General features: G+C 62.0%; 13 protein-coding genes. 2 read left to right on the forward strand and 11 right to left on the reverse strand.

The features are described from left to right. On the forward strand, positions 1-208 hold a 208-nt coding region (locus VNX23_RS21900), incomplete at its 5' end, for an ABC transporter substrate binding protein (RefSeq protein WP_325633493.1). A 252-nt stretch (positions 209-460) separates the two neighbouring features. Here the strand turns inward: VNX23_RS21900 and VNX23_RS21905 are convergent. From VNX23_RS21905 to VNX23_RS21920, 4 genes are all read right to left on the reverse strand, one after another. After that, positions 461-1,339: an HlyD family secretion protein gene (locus VNX23_RS21905; RefSeq protein WP_325633495.1), complete on the reverse strand. Its 879-nt coding sequence runs from the start codon at positions 1,337-1,339 to the stop codon at positions 461-463. Positions 1,340-1,373: 34 nt separating this feature from the next. Then, the gene (locus VNX23_RS21910) at positions 1,374-1,592 is read right to left on the reverse strand and encodes a DUF1656 domain-containing protein (protein ID WP_325633497.1); all 219 of its coding nucleotides are present in this window, start codon (positions 1,590-1,592) and stop codon (positions 1,374-1,376) included. Further along, positions 1,589-3,676, reverse strand: coding sequence for an FUSC family protein (locus tag VNX23_RS21915; protein ID WP_325633499.1), 2,088 nt, complete (start codon positions 3,674-3,676; stop codon positions 1,589-1,591). The genes VNX23_RS21910 and VNX23_RS21915 overlap by 4 nt, the downstream gene beginning before the upstream one ends. 832 nt (positions 3,677-4,508) lie before the next feature. Further along, positions 4,509-7,646: an alpha/beta fold hydrolase gene (locus tag VNX23_RS21920; RefSeq protein WP_325633501.1), complete on the reverse strand. Its 3,138-nt coding sequence runs from the start codon at positions 7,644-7,646 to the stop codon at positions 4,509-4,511. A 191-nt stretch (positions 7,647-7,837) separates the two neighbouring features. On the opposite strand from VNX23_RS21920, the gene VNX23_RS21925 reads away from it, so the two are divergent. Next, positions 7,838-8,275, forward strand: coding sequence for a hypothetical protein (locus VNX23_RS21925; RefSeq protein ID WP_325633531.1), 438 nt, complete (start codon positions 7,838-7,840; stop codon positions 8,273-8,275). Between the two features lie 139 nt (positions 8,276-8,414). Here VNX23_RS21925 and hflX read toward each other — a convergent pair whose 3' ends face one another. The 7 genes from hflX to dusB all read right to left on the reverse strand — a co-directional run bounded on the left by hflX (position 8,415) and on the right by dusB (position 17,940). Further along, positions 8,415-9,794 carry a GTPase HflX gene (gene hflX / locus VNX23_RS21930; protein WP_325633503.1) on the reverse strand — a complete coding sequence of 460 codons (1,380 nt, stop codon included), beginning with the start codon at positions 9,792-9,794 and terminating at the stop codon, positions 8,415-8,417. Positions 9,795-9,805: 11 nt separating this feature from the next. After that, positions 9,806-10,054, reverse strand: coding sequence for an RNA chaperone Hfq (gene hfq, locus VNX23_RS21935; RefSeq protein WP_006020546.1), 249 nt, complete (start codon positions 10,052-10,054; stop codon positions 9,806-9,808). A 244-nt stretch (positions 10,055-10,298) separates the two neighbouring features. Beyond that, complete coding sequence (locus VNX23_RS21940; RefSeq protein WP_325633505.1) at positions 10,299-11,666, reverse strand: sigma-54 dependent transcriptional regulator; 1,368 nt, start codon at positions 11,664-11,666, stop codon at positions 10,299-10,301. An 18-nt stretch (positions 11,667-11,684) separates the two neighbouring features. After that, entirely contained in the window at positions 11,685-14,012 is a 2,328-nt protein-coding gene (locus tag VNX23_RS21945) for a PAS domain-containing sensor histidine kinase (protein ID WP_325633507.1), read from the reverse strand. Between the two features lie 136 nt (positions 14,013-14,148). After that, positions 14,149-15,591: a nitrogen regulation protein NR(I) gene (ntrC, locus tag VNX23_RS21950; protein ID WP_325633509.1), complete on the reverse strand. Its 1,443-nt coding sequence runs from the start codon at positions 15,589-15,591 to the stop codon at positions 14,149-14,151. A gap of 187 nt (positions 15,592-15,778) precedes the next feature. Beyond that, the gene (locus VNX23_RS21955) at positions 15,779-16,942 is read right to left on the reverse strand and encodes a nitrogen regulation protein NR(II) (protein ID WP_325633511.1); all 1,164 of its coding nucleotides are present in this window, start codon (positions 16,940-16,942) and stop codon (positions 15,779-15,781) included. Further along, positions 16,939-17,940, reverse strand: a complete 1,002-nt coding sequence (gene dusB / locus VNX23_RS21960; protein ID WP_325633532.1) for a tRNA dihydrouridine synthase DusB — start codon at positions 17,938-17,940, stop codon at positions 16,939-16,941. Before dusB ends, VNX23_RS21955 begins: the two co-directional genes overlap by 4 nt. Between the last annotated feature and the right edge of the window lie 30 nt (positions 17,941-17,970).

Below are 17,970 nucleotides of genomic sequence, written 5' to 3' on the forward strand. Positions count from 1 at the left end.
GCTGATGTCCTACGGCGCAAGTTTCTTTGATAGCTACAAAGCGGCGGCCCCGTATGTGGACAAAATACTGAAGGGGGAGAAGCCCGCCGATTTGCCAATTGATCAGTCCAGCAGGTATGAATTTGTCGTGAATTTAAAGACAGCAAAGATGCTCGGCATTGAAATCCCGACATCAGTTTTGGGCTTCGCCACTGAGGTGATCGAATAGGCATCCATCACCGCTTCTGGCCCTTCGCGTCATTTTGCGGCCACGCAGCACTTCGGTCGCTCTCGACGAGAAGCGGACATCAATTGGCGGGTAGGCCCGGCTGGCTCAGTCGCGATTGACCCATCGCGTCATTTAGCTGCTGCGCAGCAACGCATTGCTTTATCCTCAACAATGGAGGTCGGCTGGATGCTTGGTCACGTCGGTGACGTGCCCAATAGCAGACTGGGCGAACACAACACTGAGCTAACCCTCTCACCACCAACTGATCTTACCGATCGATACAGTGGCGGTGCGCCCGGCAACGAGAAGAAGGTCCGGCGGCACTTTGTCGAGCTTGATGCGCACAGGGATGCGCTGCGCTAGGCGCACCCAGCTGAAGGTCGGATTGACGAAAGCCAATAGCTCGCTGCTGGTGCTGCGGTTTTGGTCCTCGATGCCGTAAGCGATGCTCTCGACGTGCCCTGATAGCACGCGGGGATCGCCGATCAGTTTTACAGTCGCATCCTCGCCGATACGAATGCGCCGCAGCTTGGTTTCCTCGAAATAACCCTCGACGCGGTACGTGTCGGAATCGATCAGCGCAAAGACGGCTGCGCCGGCATTGACGTAACGCCCGGGCAGCAGACCGAAATTGGCGACGATGCCGTTGACTGGCGCCACGACGGTCGAGCGCTCGAGATTAAGCCTCGCGACTTCAAGCGCCGCGTTCGCCGCGTCGAGTTCAGCTTGATCGACGTCGACCGCTTGCTGCCTCTGCTCGACCTGCTGGACGGTAATCGCGAGGTTGCTTAGACTCTTGGTACGCTCGAGATCACGCTTGGCCTGGTCGAGCGTAGCCTGTCGGCTCGCGACATCAGCTTTGGCTTGATCGAGCGCATATTGAAAGCGCCGCTGATCGATACGAAACAACTGCTGGCCTTTGGCCACCTTCTCGTTGTCGTGAACAAAGACGTCGCTGATCAGGCCGGAAACGTCGGCGGCGACCGTGACCACGTCGGCACGCACACGCCCGTCGCGCGTCCACGGCTCGAGCATGTAATAGCTCCAGAGCTGCCAGCCGACGCCAATCGCGACCAGCACCACAACAAGCGTGAGTAGCACCCGGCCGGCAGAAGCGAACAAGTTCTTCATTGCTCCGTGACCCCGAGATTTTACGTCTACGATCTTACGCCAGCGGCAGGATACTTGCGCCGGCCGCTGTGACAATGCCAAGCAGAATGACGTAGATCGCGAGATCGAACAGCGCGCGATGCCAGACCAAACGATAGAAACCAAGGGCATCCAATAACCGGTTGATCACGACGACCTGAAGCAAAAGAGCGATCGCGGCAAAGACCGCGAACGCCGGAAAGTACACGCCATAGATATCGAACTCGCCAATCACGATACGCTCGCTACGCTGGTGGCTTCGCCGGGCCCCGCTTGTGCTGCATCAGGCTGCCCTGCTTGCGTCGGTCGATAGGCCAGCGCATCAGGGTAGAGGGTCTGCCGCAGGCCGACAATCGCGGCGATGCAAGCATGGGTCGATGCGGTGCAGGCCGTCACTTCGCTGATCACAATGTCGACCTTTTGCAACAAATCGTCGCCAAGCTGCGCCATACGGCCGCGCGCCAGGGCACGGAAATGCGCGGCGAGACCTGCGAACATCGCCGCCAAGGCGTCTTGTGCCGGCGTCGACATGGTGGACGCCATCAATCGCGTCTCGATCATATTGACACCGAGCCGCAGATCTTCCAGCGCATCGGCGAATTCATGCCGAGGCCGCGGCTCGAAGCGCGGTTGCCGGTACAGCAACAGCGCGACGCGATCCATCATGCGGCTCACCCATTGGTCGCGGGTCGGATGCGAGCGCCCTGCGGCAAGGTCGGCAAGGTCGCGATAAATCGCCCGCAGCAGGCGCCGTGCGCTGGCCTGCGTGCCGATAACGCGCATCAGCCGGGTCACGACCAGCGCCGCGACGCCGCCGAGCACAAAGGCGCTATTTGAATTCACGATGGCCGCCAGATCGGCCGTGTAGCTCGTCTGGAGGCTCAATTCGACACAGAAACCTAAGGCCAGCGCCAGACCGACTGGGGCATAGGCCGGGATCGCCATCAAAAGGCCGGCCGGAATCAGCACAAAAGCGAGCACGGCGCAAAGCAGGACGAACCCGCCGATCGCCGGCAACACAAAGAATTGGTAGACGAAGACAATCGGAATGCACAGCGCCAGAAGGTGGGTAATGTTGCGAATGGTCGGCGTCGGATCGTCCAGAGAAGCAAATAACGTGCTGGCCACGGCCGCAAAGGCAATGGCGCCAGCGCCCTCCGGCCATGCGGTCGTGATCCAGAAGAACGCACATATGCCCATAGCGACGCCGGCCGCCAATGCCGACAACAGCGCGATGCCCGGATCCGTATGCATCGGTTTGGGTCCGATCTCTGCGGCGGCGGCGCGAATGTCGGCGCTCGGCGCGCGGTCTGGATGGGCGAGATAGTCAGCGAAGCCGAGACCAGCTTGCCAGGAGTCGATCAGCTCGATCAATCGTACGGAGATGTTGACCGTAACCAGATCCGCCCAGCTTGATTGCGGACCGACAGCCGGCGCGGCCGCGACGCAGGCTTCCTTGAGCTCTGCCGGGCGCAGTTCGTCGCCCGGCGCCTTCGCGTTCACCCAATCGTAAACGCCCTCCACTGCCCGCGTCAGCCTTGCATCAAGCGGCCCAATGCGCCGAAGCAGCGTCAGACGATCCTCGATGGCGCTCACCAGCGGCAACAGCGCCACGATCTTGCGGTCGAAGGCGCGAACGGTGTTGATACCCGGTCGATGCGGCGAGGTGTCGAAGCGCAAGCTCGTGCCGAGCAGATAAAGCTCGCTGATATCCGCGGCGATCCGGCGCCGCTCCATCTCGGATTCCGGAGTCGCTTGCTGGGTCAAGCCATCGGCAAGCCAGCGGCGCGTATCCGCAATCGCACCTCTCAACTTTTGTTCAAAGGCGGAAAATACGCTTTTGGGAAGGACGAGACTGTGAACGATGGCGGCGCAGACCACGCCGAGCGTGATCTCCTCGACGCGCGACACCGCGGTGTCGAACACGGTGTCTGGGGCAAACACGCTTGGAAAGCCGATCAAGGCCGCGGTATAGCCCGACAGCACGAACATATACGACCGCGGCGTGCGGTCGAGCACCGAAACGAAAACGCAGAGCGCCACCCAAAGTATGATCGCAAGCGTCGTCAGCTCCGGCGCGTCCACTAGATTGGGAACGATGGCGACCATGGCGGCGCCGCCGACGAACGTGCCGATGGCGCGATAAACGGCCTTGGCCCGCATCGCGCCGGACAGCGGCTGGCTGGTTAGATAGACCGTGGTCATGGCCCAGCCCGGACTTTTCAAGTCTAGGCTGAAGGCGACGAACATCGTGAGGATGGTCGCGATATAGCAGTTGACGGAGAATATGATCGGCCGAATCCCAATGTCCCTGATCACATCGTGTCCACTTCGTCGCGCCGACAGTTATTGAGCTGAACGCGAGCAGTCCGTGCCGCGTGCCACGTCAGAAGCCGGAAACCATCGGAAAGGTCCATTCGTCGAGCGACTCCTGCCATCACATATTAGATTTGAAAGGATGTTCCCTGGCGCTCATCTATGAGACCCTCGACCGGATGATATTTCAAGCCGGAACTCGATCTAGCTGCAATCCGCTCCCGATGGTGATCTCAAACCGTACTTCACCCGTGAAGGCTGCGGTCACGCCGATATCGTGAAGTAACGTCGATGCAGCAATGAGTTCAGCATCATGCTTACGTTGCTGCGCCTGGGCCAGGGCTGCGGCGAACGGCCAAGAACCCACGACGTGGTGCGGGAGGGTCAGTCGGGGAACCGGTCGCCGAACATCGGCAGCCCTCTGACGGATTAGGCCTTGGTCGCCTCGTCCCGAGGCACGACCCTGCTCGGCGAGCTTGCCGTCTTCGATGCGAACGATGTCGGCGGCGACCCAGGCGGCGGGTCGGCCATTGCCGGAGAAGGGCCCGTGCGCGGCCCTGAGCGCTGGAAGATGCGTTCCTCCACCGCGAAATTGCTGCGATGCATGAGTCCGGAAATGCCCCTTCGCGTCATTTCGCGTGGGCGCAGCAGTCAGGTCGCTTTTGGAGAGAAGCGGACATCAACCGGCAGGCAGAGCCGGCTGGTTTGGTCGCGAATGACCCAAATGCGACATCGGCGCCGTGGCGCCCAATACAGCTCCCAGCAAACGATGTGTCAGGGTGCGGCCCTCCGCCAGAGCAAATGAGATGACCGGAGTCGACCCTTGGGCGGAGCCTCAGCCGAGCGATTGCCGAACGAAATGCCTCACAACATTGCAGAACTCGGTCGTCGCCGTGAAGATGGGAAGGTGCCCCTTCCGGCCGAATGCGCATAGCTGCGCATTCGGGAGACGCGCCACGATTTCCTCGGCCGCCGCAAATGCGACGAGGCGATCCTCGCGCCCATGGGCAACCAGCACCGGCGCCGTGATGGCGGAGAGAAGCGGCATGACATCCTTCGTTGGATCGGGGTCGAAGAAACTCAGAAGGGTTTCGCGCGGTAACGAAAGCCGGCTTCGAATCGTGCGCTCCCGCAGCTCCTCCATCTCGGGCTCGGAGTAGACGAGCTCAGTATGCACTCGAATGATTTCGGCGACGTCCTTCACCCCTTTGTCATGGATGCACCGCTCCAGGTAGACAGCATTGAACGTTCGTGAGAAGTCGCCCGGTGGAGTGCCCAGTGCGACCAGGGCCGTAAACAGGCTCGGCTCGGCGTGGGCGAGCCTGAAGAGCATGTTTGCACCGGCGGAGATCCCGACCCCGACCACCGGACCGCCACCAAGCTCGGCGATCACGGCTCGGACATCTTTGGCGTGGTCTTCGACATGATAGGGTCGCGTCAAAGGATCGGACGCGCCCGATCCGCGCGGATCGATCGTGACGATCCGGAACTCCCGGCAGAGCTGTTCGAGGATAGGCTGGATCGTGGCCAGCCCATAGGCGAGCGGGCTGACCAACAGCAGCGTGATCTCGCCGCCCCCATGCTCGTAGAACACGATCCTCGCCCCGCCGCTGAATGCAGCGCGCGAGCGATGGCGCTTTCGCTCGATCCTGGTCCTGTCTTCGTCCGCGGACGCGAGTATCAGGGCTTGGTCATAACGGCTATTTGTCCCCGCAAGATCGTCCATCAGGCCCGCCAAGTCGCCAAGCATCTCAAGCGCCTCGAGTTCGCGCCGCTCCGCGATGTGGGCTCCTTGGTGCACATTTTCAGATCGCTGCGCCTGCAGCAGGGCGATGCATTTTTCGAGATGAGCGGTCGCCTCGCGCAGTGCATAGCCGGATCTCGCACGGCGCGCCGCATCGAGCAGGCACTCCGATGCACGTCCGGCGTGCCCGGCCTCGGCATGGTGATGTGCCAGCCATTCTGGCTGATGGGCAATGATTTCGGGAAAGCGCGCCTCAACGACGTCAGCGATACGAGCGTGCAGCTCACGGCGCCTGGTCTTCGGGAGCGACTGATAGGCGGCTTCCTGAACGAGCGCATGACGAAACACATGGACCTGCGCCGACGGCAGGCCGGAACGATCGATCAATTGGTTGTTCGAGAGCTGGTCCAGAGCTGCGCGAAGTACATCTGGTTCAAGGGTCGAAGCGGCTGCAAGCATCTCGTGCGAGAACACTCGGCCAATGCAGGCGGCAAGCTGAGCGACTTCTTTGGCGGATGCGGCGCGATCAAGCCGCGCCATCAGCGAATCACGCAGTGTAGTTGGGATCGCCGTATCCGGCATACTGCCACGCAGGACATAGCGATCGACTGTCTCCGTGATCAGCTCTGACTCAAGCACGAGCCTGGTCAACTCCTCGATGAAGAGCGGCACGCCGTCGGCCCTGAAGAGGATGCGGTCCACCAGTTCGGCCGGCAGAGGTTTGCCGCCAGCGACCCGCTCTGCCAAATCCGCCGCGTCGCGCCGGCCCAGGCGATTGAGACTGAGCAAGGTGACGTGGCCGGGGCGCGTCCAGGGCGGAACGAAATCGGGCCGGAAAGTGAGAACGGCCAGTATGGCCAGGTGGCGTACCCGTTCGACAAGCGTTCCAAAGAGTTCGATCGACGTGGGATCGGCCCAATGGAGGTCCTCGAAGATCAGCAAAACCGGCAGTCGTGCCGCGCACGCTTCGAGATGACGCACCAGGGCCTCGAGCGTCTTCGCGTTCCGCTGCGCCGGTGTGAGGTCCGGCGTCGGGCGACGCTCGGCAGCCGGTAGCCCCAGGAGCGAGGCGAAGAGAGGGACGAACTCGGAGGCGGTTTGGACATCGCGCTGGAGCAGGGCTTCGAGCTTCACAAGCTTCTGGAGCGAATCGTCGCAGGGGATAAAGCCTGCGGCATACTCCAGCTGAGCGATTACCGGATGAAGGGCGCTGGCGGTGTGTTCCGGCGAACCTTGATAGATCATCAGCCGATGCCCGCCATCGGCTGCGAGCTGTTGCTGCAGCGCCTGCGCCAGCCGGGACTTTCCGATTCCCGGCTCGCCGGAAAGCCATACGATCTGACCTTCGCCGCCCTTCGCCAGGTCCCAGCGGTCGAGCAGCAGCTCGAGTTCCTTTGTCCGTCCGACCAGGGTCGTGAGCTGCGTTCCGCGCAGTGCCTTGAACCGGCTCTCGCTCGCCTTTTCACCCAGGACCTGATGGGCGCGCACGGCGGCCTGGAAGCCCTTGGGGCGAACCGGTGCCAGCTCGCGACACTCAAACAGGTCGCCAAGCAGGCGGCGAGTCTCGCTGCTGATGACCACGGCACCTGGCTCGGCCAGTGCCTGAAGACGCGCAGCAAGATTAGGGGTCTCGCCGACTACTTCGTTTTCGTGCCCCGGCCCCTCACTCATGAAATCACCAACTACGACTAGGCCGGTCGCAATACCGACCCGCACGCGCAACGACGTCGCTTGGCCGGCATCGAGCTTCGCCACCGCTTCGACCAGCGCCAGCCCCGCGCGCACTGCCTGCTCGGCATCATCTTCATGGGCCTGCGGATAGCCGAAATAGGCGAGCACACCGTCGCCCAGGTATCTGGCGACGAAACCATCGGATTGGGTGATAACCTTGGCGCAACATCGGTGGTAGGTACCGATGATCTCCTGCAGATCCTCTGGGTCGAGCCGGGTCGAGAGCGCCGTCGAGCCGACGAGGTCGCAGAACATGATCGTAATTTGGCGGCGCTCAGCGTCGTCCCGCGGCTCGGGCTGGAACGCGGTTGCCGGCGTGGCCGCGAGCTCGGCGATTGCTGCCAGCATCTTGCGCCGATGCCCGACCGAGATGCCAAGTTCCTTCAGGTCCTGATCTGTCAGATGACGGAGGACAGAGGTGTCGATATCGTTCTCGGTAAAGCGCTGGGCGTACTCGGACATACCGAGCGAGGCCAGCCACTCCGCAATTGTGGCCACCTGCTTACCCTCGCGGGTTCTGCTCGAAAGCATGATACAAGAGTGTATGGGAAGCAAGAATGATGGAGATGGCTTCGGCTGTCGTCCGGGTTGACGCAGGGCACGGCCCTACGTGTGCCGGACCTGCTCGTGAGGGAAGGTCTTGCGATCGGAAAGGGGCAAATCGGGTGCGACCAGAAGGCGAGAATAGCGTGACTTCTCAGTGGCAGTATCAGGTTAGATTCGATGTGAACGATTCTGCTACGGCGGAATCGGTGCGCCGAAAACTCCGTGATCCGGCGCTGGCGCCGCTGTTCAATATCCTCGCCGAGCATCGCGCTGCGCTGAAATGCCAGTTCGACGCCTTTGCCGAGTATGTCGCCGCGGCAGAAAAGCACGGCGTCGAAAACTATCCGCTCTACGAGTGGACGAAGGCGACGATCGAGAATCCGGCGAAGCAGGAAAAATATTTGAAATCCTTTGCGCTCTACGTGGACGACCGGGAGGTCTACGCCAAGGAGATTGCTGACGCGCTGGAGGCAGACTTGCAACCGCTCGCCACTAGCGGGCTCATCACGCGAATATCCAAGTACGATACCAATCCCGCCAACAATCCTCAGTCGCCGCAGCGCCCCCGCGAGCGAGGCTAATCCATCCTCGTGAGCGAGCTGAATGCCCGCTCTTGTCCTTAAGCCGACATGACCAGGCGCGCCTCGCATGTCCGCTTCCGAGGGTAATGCGGACATCGTCGGTAGGGCGGATTTAATGGGTACAGGCCCTGGGCCGCTATCACATTGTACGCGGCACCGCATCGAAGCGGTTGACCACGATGTCGCGCTTGGTTTGATCGACGCGCACCGTCATGTCAAATCGGCCGTCGTGAAACTCCTTGTTCAGGATTTCCGAGTTGCGATGCAGCCAGCTGATGCCGGCCCCGTCAGCCGCGTCAATTGAAAGATCGAGCGTCGTTCGTGTCGTGGCGAGCCATTCCTCGATCGCCACGCGCAGTGCGTCGACCCCCTCCCCGGTCTCGGCGGAAAGTAGAAAGCACGGCCGCTCCGGTGGTCGACGGGCAGCGATATTGCGCAGATTTTCACGCACCTCCGCGCTGAAGCGATCGATCTTGTTCCAGACTTCGAGAATGCGCGCGCCCGCGTCGGGGTCGATGCCGAGCTGACGCAGCACGTTATCGACATCGCGCTGCTGTGCGTCAGTGTCCTCGTGTGAGATATCGCGGACGTGGAGAATGAGATCCGCCTCCAGCACCTCTTCAAGCGTTGCGCGAAAAGCCGCCACCAGCTGCATCGGCAGGTTGGAAATGAAGCCGACCGTGTCGGAAAGCATGGCCTTGCCGCCATGCGGCAGGTTCAGCGCCCGCAAGGTGGGGTCAAGCGTTGCGAACAGCATGTCGGCCGCCTGAACCTCGGCCCGCGTCAGGCGGTTGAACAGCGTCGACTTTCCGGCATTGGTATAGCCGACCAGTGCCACCACGCGGTAAGGCACCCGCTGTCGCCCGGCGCGATGCAGCCGCCGCGTCGCCTGCACCTTTTTCAGCTCATTCTCAAGACGCGTGATGCGTTCGCCGATCAGACGGCGGTCGGCCTCGATCTGGGTTTCACCCGGACCGCCCATGAAGCCGAAGCCGCCGCGCTGGCGCTCCAGGTGAGTCCACGACCTGACCAGGCGGCTGCGCTGATAATTCAGATGCGCAAGCTCGACCTGAAGCGCGCCCTCTCTGGTCTTGGCGCGGCGGCCGAAGATTTCAAGGATCAGCCCGGTACGGTCGAGGACCTTGGTGTTCCAGGCCCTCTCGAGATTGCGCTGCTGGATCGGCGACAACGCGCAATCCATCACCACAAGTTCGATCTGGTGTGCGCCTACGAGGCCTATGATTTCCTCGACCTTCCCCTTGCCGATGTACGTTGCAGGCCGGATCTGGCTCACCGGTGCAACCAGAGCGTCGGCAACCATCAGATCGATCGCGCGCGCCAGACCGACCGCCTCCTCCAGCCGCGCCTCGGAACCGCGAATGGCATGCAAATCCGCTTGCGCATCGGGATCACCCCGGCGCATGCGCAAATATGGGCCGATGACGATCACCCGCCCGGTTTGCTTGCCCGCTGCCGACCGCGGACGGTCGGCACCCCCGTCGGAAGTTCGGGGTTCCAATCAGTTCACTCTCAAGCCGGGGCGTCCTCGCCGCCTTCGAACAGCTGAATCGGAGCACCCGGCATGATGGTCGAAATCGCATGCTTGTAGACAAGCTGCGAGTGACCGTCGCGCCGCAAGAGCAGGCAGAAATTGTCGAACCAGGTGACAATCCCCTGCAGCTTGACTCCGTTGACCAGAAAAATCGTCAGTGGCGTTTTGGTTTTTCGAACGTGATTAAGGAAGGTGTCTTGTAAATTTTGTGCGCGGTCTGCCGCCATTGTTGTTATCCCGCATTTTTGTTGGCTTCTTTTTGTTGAACCGATGGCTCTCTGTCGGAGCGTCCCCGGTTACCGGCTCCCCTGAGTTCCCCCTCCGGGGAGCGCGATCGTGCAATTAGAAGGCAGGCTTGGTTTTTAGGCAAGTGAGTTCGCTGGGCAGTCCCACGAATCGAGCCCTGATTCTCCGCGAAAACGCGCAAAAGAGACGAAATCTATCGCCCCTGATGAACAAAGCGGCAGGCGTTCAGCCGACACCCAGCGCCTTCAGCTTGCGGTGGAGCGCTGACCGCTCCATGCCGACGAATTCCGCTGTGCGGGAGATGTTGCCCGAAAAGCGGCTGATCTGCGCCATCAGGTAGTCGCGTTCGAACACTTCCCTCGCCTCGCGGAGCGGCAAGCCCATGATGTGCTCGCCGTTGTTGCTGGTCGGCATCGCCGGCACCATCGAGCCCACGTCCTGCGGCAGCATGTCGGCGGTGATAATGACTTCCGGACCGCCGCTCGCAAGGATCATCACCCGCTCCACATTGTTGCGAAGCTGCCGGACGTTGCCGGGCCATACGTGCGACTGCAACACGGCCATTGCGTCCTGGCCGATCTGACGTTTCGGCAAACCGGTCGCGGCCGATATCTGGTCCATGAAATAGTCGATCAGTTCCGGAATGTCCTCGCGACGTTCCGAGAGTGGCGGAACGCGGATCGGCACCACCGACAACCGGTGGTAGAGGTCTTCCCGAAACCGGCCGCTGGCGATCTCCTCTTCCAGGTTGCGGGCGGTGGAGGAAATGATGCGGACGTCGACATTGACCTTCGTCGTGCCTCCCTGCCGCTGGAACGTCTGGTCGACGAGGACACGCAAGATCTTGTTTTGGGTCTCGCGCGGCATGTCCCCGATTTCGTCGATGAACAGGGTTCCGCCGTGGGCTTCCTCGAGCGCGCCCGTCTTGCGCGGATGTTCGCCGTTGGGTTCGACGCCGAACAGTTCGATTTCCATGCGTTCCGGCGTGATCGCCGCGGCGTTGATCACCACGAAAGGCCCGTCGGCGCGGCCCGAAGCGAGGTGCAGCATCCGCGCCGCGAGTTCCTTGCCTGCCCCCGAGGGACCCACGATGAGAATACGGCTGTTGGCCTTGGCGGCTCGTTCGATGGTCTGCCGCAGCTGATTCATGCATGCCGAGCGCCCGGTCATGACGCTGGCGGTGGGAGCGAGCTGCTTGAGCTCCTTGACCTCGCGTTTGAGGCGCGACGTCTCCAGCGCCCGCGTCGCCACCAGGATGAGCCGGTCCGACTTGAACGGCTTCTCGATGAAATCATAAGCGCCACGCTTGATGGCGGCGACCGCCGTTTCGATATTGCCGTGGCCCGAGATCATCACGATCGGCAGGTCGGAATGGTCGCGCTTGATCTGCTCCAGCAATTGCAGCCCGTCGAGCTTGCTGCCCTGCAGCCAGATGTCCAGAAACACAAGGTGCGGCCGGCGATTGGCGATTTCGGCCAGCGCCGAATCGCTGTCACGTGCGGTTCGCGTCGTAAAACCCTCGTCGTTAAGAATCCCGGCGACAAGGTCACGAATGTCGGCTTCATCATCGACAATCAAAATATCACTTGCCATGGAGTCGCGCCTGTCTTCTCAATTGCCCGCAGCAGCTTCGATTTTGGTCTGTTCATTAGTCGTTTCTTCCCGCCCGTCGGTTTCGGAGGCGGTGGAATTTGTTTCGGGGGTCGGCTCCTTGATTTCGACCGCGGGAGCATGCCCCGATACTGCAAAACGCAAGCGCATCCAGGCGCCACGCGCGCCCGGACGAATCTCGCTGGCGTCGTGCATTTCAATGCGGCCACCGTGATCTTCCAGAACACGACCCACGATGGCGAGCCCAAGGCCGGTGCCCTTCTCGCGGGTCGTCACATAGGGCTCGAGCAGCCGCGCGCGGCTCACCTTGGGCAGACCAATCCCGTTGTCGATCACGTCAATCACGATGTCGTCGTTTTCGCGTCCGGCAATGACATCGATGCGACCCTTGCCGAGTTCCTCCGCAGGAACAGCCTCGATCGCCTCGGTGGCGTTCTTGATGATATTGGTCAGCGCCTGCGAGATCAGCCGGCGGTCGAACTGCGCCCGCAACGGCTCCTGCTTGATCTCGGCCTCGATTTCGGTGTCGGGATGACCGACCCGCATCAGGAACACGGCCTGGCGCACGGTGTCGGCCACGTCCTCGCCTTCGATGACGGGCTTGGGCATTCGCGCAAAGCGCGAGAACTCATCGACCATCCGCCTGATGTCGTCGACCTGCCGCACGATGGTCTCGGTGCATTGTTCGAACACCACCTTGTCTTCGGTGATCACTTTGCCGAACTTGCGGCGGATGCGTTCGGCCGAAAGCTGAATCGGGGTCAGCGGATTCTTGATTTCATGCGCGATCCGGCGCGCGACGTCGGCCCATGCCGAGGTGCGCTGTGCGGAAACGAGCTCGGTGATGTCGTCCAGCGTGATGATGTAACTGTCGCGCGTCTGGCTGGTCTGCTCGGCGGTGACGCGAACCGAAAGAATGCGCTCATGGCCCTCGCGATTGATCGTGATCTGGCCCTGGACCAGCCGCTGGGTGCTCTCGCGTGCGGTTTTCATCATCTCGTCGAGTTCGGGCAGCACGTCCGACAGCGGATGATCCAGCGTTTCCGATTCCGCGTGACCGATGAGCTTTTCGGCCGATCGATTGAGAATGCCGACGCTGCCTGAGGCATCGACGCCGATGATGCCGGCGCTTGCCGATGACAATACCGCCTCGATGAAGCGCCGCCGGTTGTCGATGAGATCGCTGGCATTCACCAGCTCGTCGCGCTGGGTGCGCAGTTCCTGCGTCATCTTGTTGAAGGTTTCGCCGAGCTGGGCCAGATCGCCCTCCGAGCGGAACACCGGCACCTGCACGTGAAGGTCGCCGGTCGAGACGATGTTGGCTGCACTCATCAGGCGGCGGATCGGGGTGACCAGCCAGTTGGCGAAGTTCAGCCCGAACAGGATGGCGGCCATCAGGATGGTCAGCGCGATGACCGCAAAAATGAGCGCGAAGTTCACCTGAATGCCGAGCCGGCGCGATTCGATCAGCGCATACTCCGCCACGCTCGCCTCGGTCTGCTTGAGTTGGGCGACGACGTGGGGATCGAGCTGGCGCGCCACGTAAAGAAAAGTATCCTGGAAGGCTCGCAACCGTATCACGGCCGCGACGTAATTCTCTTCGGGCAACACTGCGATTTCCGGCTCAACCTCGTTGACGTTGCTGAGAACCTCCGGCGGGGGTGCTGCGAAGGCGAGCTGGATGGTGTTTTGCGCGGTTTCCAGGACGTGGCGATCCTTGTCGATCAGCATGGCACCGGGCAGGTTGCGCGAGGCTGCGCTTGCGGCCAAAAGCTCACGAAAGGATTGCCGATCCTGATCGTATAATGGCCGGGCGTGAGAAAGATCGTTGGCCATCCCAAGAATGTCGCCGCGAATAAGCTGCGCGTGTTCCTCGGTATAGGCCCGGGCAATGATCAGCGAGTTCTGAATCACTTCACGCGTCGGACCCGAAAACAGGCGGTCGAGGCCGCGATCGATCGTCACGTTGGCGACCACCGCCACCAGCACGGCCGGCAGCACCGCGATAACCGAGAACAGGCTGACGATCTGGACGTGCAGGCGCGCCGCCGCCCGTCCGCGCCGCCTGGCCTGCATGACCTGCCAGACTTCGCGGAAAATGATGCCGAGCAGCACCAGGATGGTGGCGCCGTTCAAAAGCATGAACGAGAGGGCGACTTCGCGCGTCGGCTCGATCTGGGTCAAACCCGTGAGCACCACGAAGGTCAGGAACGAACTGAGCAGCGCCAGGCCGATCGCAAACGGCGCCAGGAGCTTCCGAAGGGGGCGGCCCTTGGGCTCAACTAGCGACGGGTCGAATTGTGCAGCCGAACTCTCTGCGCTGGTCATTCCGGCAATCGGTGAATTGGAAGCATGCGGTCCGACGGTAGCGGACTGATGCATTCATACCACATTGTTGCCGAATTGCGACAAATCCGCGGCGTCCCAGGAGCCCATCCCCTGCCCGCAAAACCCCTGGTGCCCCCTAGCCGCCGCTCCGGTAGACCTGAATGTCCAGATCGCGGATTTTCTTGCGGAGCGTATTCCGGTTGAGCCCCAAGAGATCAGCCGCCCGGATTTGATTGCCGCGGGTGGCCGCTAGCGCCGCCGTCAGCAACGGAACCTCGATTTCCTTGAGAATCCGATGATAAAGGCCCGGCGGTGGGACGCCGTTGGGAAAGCCTGAGAAATGCGAGGACAGATAGGCCTCCACGGCGCCACCGAGATTGTCTACTCCGTGATGAGAATTGCCATGTGACGTCACCGCCGGCGGCGCCAATTCGCCGTCGATCACGGAAGCGGTGATCACGTCCTGCGGGTACAGCGCCGCAAGCCTGCGCGCGAGGTTTTCAAGCTCGCGCACATTGCCCGGCCAGCGATGTTGCTTCATGCGTTCCAACGCCAGCGCATCGAGCTTCTTCGGCGGCAGTCCGTCTTTCTCGGCAAGCGCGAAGAAGTGCCGGATCAGATCGGGCAAGTCCTCGATCCGCTCGCGCAAGGGAGGAAGCCGCAGCGGCACGACGTTGAGGCGAAAGAACAGATCCTCGCGGAACAGCCCTTGCTGGATCAGGACGCGCAGATCCTTGTTGCTCGCGGCAACGATGCGAACGTCCGTCTTGATCGGGGTGCGGCCGCCTACCGTGGTATATTCGCCCTGCTGGAGCACGCGCAGCAGCCTGGTCTGCGCTTCCATCGGCATATCGCCGATTTCGTCGAGAAACAGCGTGCCTCCCTCGGCCTGCTCGAACCGCCCCGAGGCGCGGGTATTGGCGCCGGTGAAGGCGCCACGCTCATGTCCGAACAGTTCGGATTCGATCAGATCGCGCGGGATCGCGGCCATGTTGACCGCGACGAACGGCCCGTTACGCCGCTTGCCGTAATCGTGCAGCGCGCGCGCCACCAGCTCCTTACCCGTCCCGGACTCGCCGGAAATCATCACCGTGAGATCGGTCTGCATCAGCCTTGCCAGCACCCGGTAGATTTCCTGCATCGCCGGCGATCGACCGACCAGCGGAATGGAATCGAACTCCGAATCATCGGCATTGCTCGAGACCCGCTCCTTCGGCTCTGCCAAAGCGCGGCCGACGATCGAGATCAATTCCTTCAGGTCGAACGGTTTCGGCAGATACTCATAGGCGCCGCGTTCGGAGGCGCGGATCGCCGTCATGAACGTGTTCTGCGCGCTCATCACGATCACGGGAAGGTTCGGCCGCATCTTCTTGATCCGCGGCAACAGATCGAAGGCGTTCTCGTCAGGCATCACCACGTCGGTGATCACCAGATCGCCCTCGCCCTGGCTGACCCAGCGCCAAAGCGTCGCGGCGTTTCCGGTCAGCCTTACCTCGTACCCGGCACGCGAAAGCGCCTGATTGAGAACGGTCCGGATCGCGGTGTCATCATCGGCTACAAGTATGCTACCTGCGGGCATCGTCATCCTCATCCTGCGTTCTGTGAGGCGTGCAACCAGTGCCCCACTTTCCGAAGTTCGTGCTCACTTTCAGCACCCACCTTTCGCGACTTCGGAAAGTCATGGGCACCAGCAAACTTATTGAATCCAGTGCCGCCGTATCGATCTGGAGTTCCTGATCGAATTCGCCCCTTGCAGTGCAGGGACTTCAGATCGACGGCACTGGCATCCCCGAAACGTCATCGCGGTTACTTTGATCAAAATGGCTTGCGGCGTTGAACATGGGCAGCAGCACGCGGAAGGTCGTCTTTCGCGGCTGGGATTCGCATTCGATGATGCCGCCATGATCGCCGACGATCTTGGCGACCAGCGCCAGGCCAAGCCCGCTACCCGTCGGCTTGGTCGTGACAAAGGGGTCGAACAGGTTCGGCAACAGGTCGTCAGGCACACCCGGACCGTTGTCCTTGACGCAAAATTCAAGCGGCAACGAGACCCGGGATTTCTTGCCCGGCACCGACAGGCGGACGCCCGGCCGGAATGCGGTGGTCAATTGAATCTCGGCATCGCTGCCCAGATCAGCCACCGCTTCGGCAGCGTTCTTCACCAGGTTGAGGAAGACCTGGATCAGCTGGTCCTGATTGGCAAGCACCGGCGGCAGCGAGGGGTCGTAATCTTCGATAAAGCGGATGCTGCGGGCAAAGCCGGATTGCGCCAGCCGCTTGACGTGATCGAGCACCGAATGGATGTTGACGGGACCGCGCGCCACCGGCCGGTCGTCACCGAACACCTCCATACGATCGACCAGCGTCACGATGCGATCGGCTTCATCGCAGATCAACCGAGTGAGCGTGCGATCTTCCGGCGAGGCCGCCTGTTCAAGCAATTGCGCCGCGCCGCGAATGCCGGACAGCGGGTTCTTGATCTCATGCGCCAGCATCGCCGCAAGCGCGATCACCGATCTTGCGGCGCTGCGGTGCGTCAACTGCCGGTCCATCTTGTCGGCGATGGTCCGCTCCTGCAGCAACACCACGATATGGCCGGGCCGTTCGGTCAGCGGCGCGACGTGAAGGTCGACCAGCCGATCGCCGCCCATCCGCGGCGTGCCGAGGTCGACCTTGTATTCATTGACCGCCGAGTTGTTCGAACGCACCTGGTCGATCAGGGCGAGCAGCGGGCTTCCGAACGGAACCAGCTCCTTCAACGACTGACGGCGGAGAAACTGGGCGGAAATGTCGAAAAACGACTCGGCCGCAATGTTGGCGTCGACGATCCTGCCATCCGGCGCAACGAGCAGAACGGGATTGGGCAGCGCATTGAGAATGGCCTCGGCGTCGGACGGCACGGCACGGCGATGTTCGGCAACCGAACTCATGCGGCGGCGCTCCAGGCAAAATCGTCGAAGGCATGCCCAAGCGTTCGATGCACGTGCTGCGGATTATCCGATGTCAGGATCTTCTCGCGCCAGCTCTTGAGCGTCGTCGCCGGTGCCCTGCTGCGGTTCGCCGCAACCTGCAGCGCCCAGCCGAGATGCTTGCGCGCGTGACGCAGCCCCACGCGCAACCCGTAATGCCGGCAAACCTCGTCATAGAGGACGCGGATATGATTGAGCTGCTCGGAAAGCGCCGGCGCCGGCTCAGCCACTCCGGTCTCGATGCGGCGTCCGATCTGGCCGGGCAACCAGGGCTGCCCCTGCGCACCGCGGCCAATCATCACCGCGTCAGCGCCGGACATTTCGAGCGCCGAGAGCGCCGTTTCGAACGACGTGATGTCGCCATTGACCACGAGCGGAATGCCGATTGCCTGCCTGATGGCGCGCACCGCAGCCCAATCCGCCTTGCCGCTGTAGAATTGGCAGCGCGTCCTTCCATGCACCGTAATCAACCGCACGCCCGCGCCCTCGGCGCGGCGCGCCAGTTCGGGCGCGTTGATGGAGCGGTCGTCCCAGCCGAGCCGCATCTTCAGCGTTACCGGCACCTTCACCGCCGATATGGTCGCTTCGATCAGACGCTGGGCGTGATCGAGATCGCGCATCAGCGCCGAGCCCGACTGGCCGCCTGTCACATGGCGCGCGGGGCAACCCATGTTGATGTCGATGATCTCGGCGCCGGCAGCTTCGGCGATCCGTGCGCCTTCCGTCATCCACCTTGTCTCGCAGCCGGCGAGTTGAACGACATGCGGGCCTATGCCTGCAGCCTCGCACCGCAGACGCGACATGGGCCGGCCGTCTACGAGATCATCACTTGCGGTCATTTCCGACACCACAAGCCCGGCCCCAAAACCAGCGGCCATCCGCCGAAACGGGGCATCGGTGATGCCAGACATCGGCGCCAGGAGAACCCGGTTAGCGACCTGAATATCGCCTATTTTCAACGGCTTAAGATGGAACATAGGCGCACTGGT

Origin of the sequence: Bradyrhizobium sp., assembly GCF_035570375.1 — a bacterium.
Taxonomy (GTDB): Bacteria; Pseudomonadota; Alphaproteobacteria; order Rhizobiales; family Xanthobacteraceae; genus Bradyrhizobium.